At 56.0% G+C, this 2,334-nt stretch carries 2 protein-coding genes; both read right to left on the bottom strand.

Annotated features, from left to right (window positions below; genetic code table 11):
• The coding region (locus tag L691_RS0123350; protein WP_025692704.1) for a condensation domain-containing protein at positions 1 to 488 on the bottom strand (488 nt) is incomplete at its 3' end.
• A gap of 58 nt (positions 489 to 546) precedes the next feature.
• Positions 547 to 2,334 (bottom strand): non-ribosomal peptide synthetase (locus tag L691_RS0123345; protein WP_025692703.1); only part of this gene is annotated, 1,788 nt, incomplete at its 5' end.

Below are 2,334 nucleotides of genomic sequence, written 5' to 3'. Positions count from 1 at the left end.
AGCTGGAACGTCGTCGCATCGGAGACGATATGATGCAGCTTCAGGACCAGGAGAGCCTCATCCGCCCCGCACTGTACCAGGGTCGCCTGAAAGAGCGGATCGCCTCCCCGGATGTCGATCGGCTCCCGGCATTCCCTGGAGAACCATTCCGCCAAAGCCTGCTCCCGGCTGTCCGGGTCCCCTTGGGACAGGTCAACCAGCCTGAACTGCTCCGGCGAGAAGGAACCGAACGATTGGAGGGGGGGCTGGGCCAGTTCAATCTTCGTCCGAAGCGCGGCGTGACGCCCGGCCAATTCCTCCACGGCCCCCCGCATCGCTTCCGCGTTCAGCCTGCCCGTCAGCCGCTTGGCTGAAATCAAGTTCCAAAGGGCGCCACCCGGCGCCAACTGGTCCAGATACAGGACGCGTTCCTGCTGATAGGACAGCGGGTAATCCCGCCGTTCTTCCCTGTGCTCAATCGCCGGATATCTCCTTATCGAAATTGTCAATGATTTCACTCCCCGTTATTTGAATAAGGTGAAGAGCTTGCCGGGCGCCTCTTACGGATCAAGAAGCGCCGACGGGCAGCAGGGATTCAATCGTTTTGGCCAATTTTGCGATGACGGGCAGATCGATGAAATCCATCAGTGACAGACTGATGCTGAATGTCTGTTCAATCTCTGTGATAAAACGGATCGTCAACAACGAATTGCCGCCTAAATCGAAAAAATTATCATTCGGATGAATGCCGGTTATGTTGAGAATGGACTCAGTTATTTCAATTAACTTCCGTTCCACTTCGCTTACCGGTTGTTCAGATTCATTCTCCGAATCTTTATTAAGGCCGGGAATAGGCAGTGCGGAACGGTCGACCTTTCCGCTCTTGTTCAGAGGCATTGACTCCAGCCGGATAAAGGCGGAAGGAATCATATACGACGGCAGCCACTCGGCCAGATGCCGCTTCCATTCCTCGTCCGGTACCTCGGTGTCCGGATTCACGACACAGTAAGCGACCAGCATCTGACGGCCAGGCTCATCCTCTCTGGCGATGACGGCTGCCGACAAGATCGACGGATGCGCAGCCAGCGTTTCTTCGATCTCGCCAGGCTCAATCCGGAATCCGCGAATTTTGACTTGATGGTCAATCCGGCCAATATAGTCCAGTGTGCCGTTATCCCGTCTGCGGACCAAATCTCCGGTGTGGTACAATTTTTCTCCAGGGCCGTAAGGGTTCGGAGCAAATTTCTCGGCTGTAAGTTCGGGAAGATTCGCGTATCCGCGCGCAAGGCCCGGTCCCGAAAGGCATAGTTCCCCGATCAGGCCTATCGGCAAAAGCTGGCTGTAACGGTCCAGGACATAGGCCTGCATATTCGCCAGCGGAGCTCCGATCGGAACTTGCTCTTCCGGCGTGTCCTGCCGGAGACGATGGCAAGTCGCATAAATGGCCGTTTCCGTCGGACCGTACACGTTGACCAATTCCGTACCCCTTACTTGTTTATGGAAGGATCTGACGACATGGGGTTTAAGCGCTTCTCCGGCGGCAAACGCATACCGCAAGCTGGCAGGCTCCCGAATTCCTCTTGCCTTAAGATCTTCCGAGAACGCTTGAAGGAAGGACGGCGAGAAATTGGCATGGGTAACCCCGTGCTCCGTGATCGCCTTCACGATTTTGACCGGCTCCTTTTCCGCTCCCGGTTCCAAGATCACCAGCTTGCCGCCCTCAAAGAACCAGCCGAACAGCTCGGAAACGGAAACGTCGAAAGCAAAGTGAGTCTTGAGCAGATGAGCGTCGTTTGAATGAACCGGGAAGGTCTGCTGCATATAAAACAATGTATTCAGCACGGAGCCGTGTTCGACCATAACGCCTTTCGGTTTGCCCGTTGAGCCCGAGGTGTACATGATATATATCAGATCTTCCGTATGGCTGACGGGCTCCAGATGATCTGCCGAATTGACGGAAGCCAGCGCTTCCTGAATGCTGACTACTGGAACCGGGCCGCTATCCGCTCCGTCCTTTGCTGGATGAACGAGCAGCAAGCGGGCATTGCTGTCCTCCAGCATATAACGTCTCCGCTCTGCGGAAATCTGCGGGTCGACGGGTACGTAGGCGGCTCCCGCTTTGAGAACGCCCAGAATGGAGATCACCATCTCGAAAGAGCGCTCGCTCATGATGCCGACGACGCTTCCCGCCGCAATATCCTTGTCACGGAGATAGCGGGCCAGCCGGTTGGCTTGGCGGTTCAGCTCCTCATAGGTCATGGTATCCCCCAAGAAGACGAGAGCCGTCCGGTCCGGCGTGCGGCTTGCCTGTTCCTCAAACAGCTCATGGATGCATTTGCCCGTCGGATAGGCTGC

The sequence above is a fragment of the Paenibacillus zanthoxyli JH29 genome, assembly GCF_000520715.1.
GTDB lineage: Bacteria > Bacillota > Bacilli > Paenibacillales > Paenibacillaceae > Paenibacillus_AQ > Paenibacillus_AQ zanthoxyli.
This window is presented reverse-complemented; position numbering and strand designations above follow the sequence as displayed.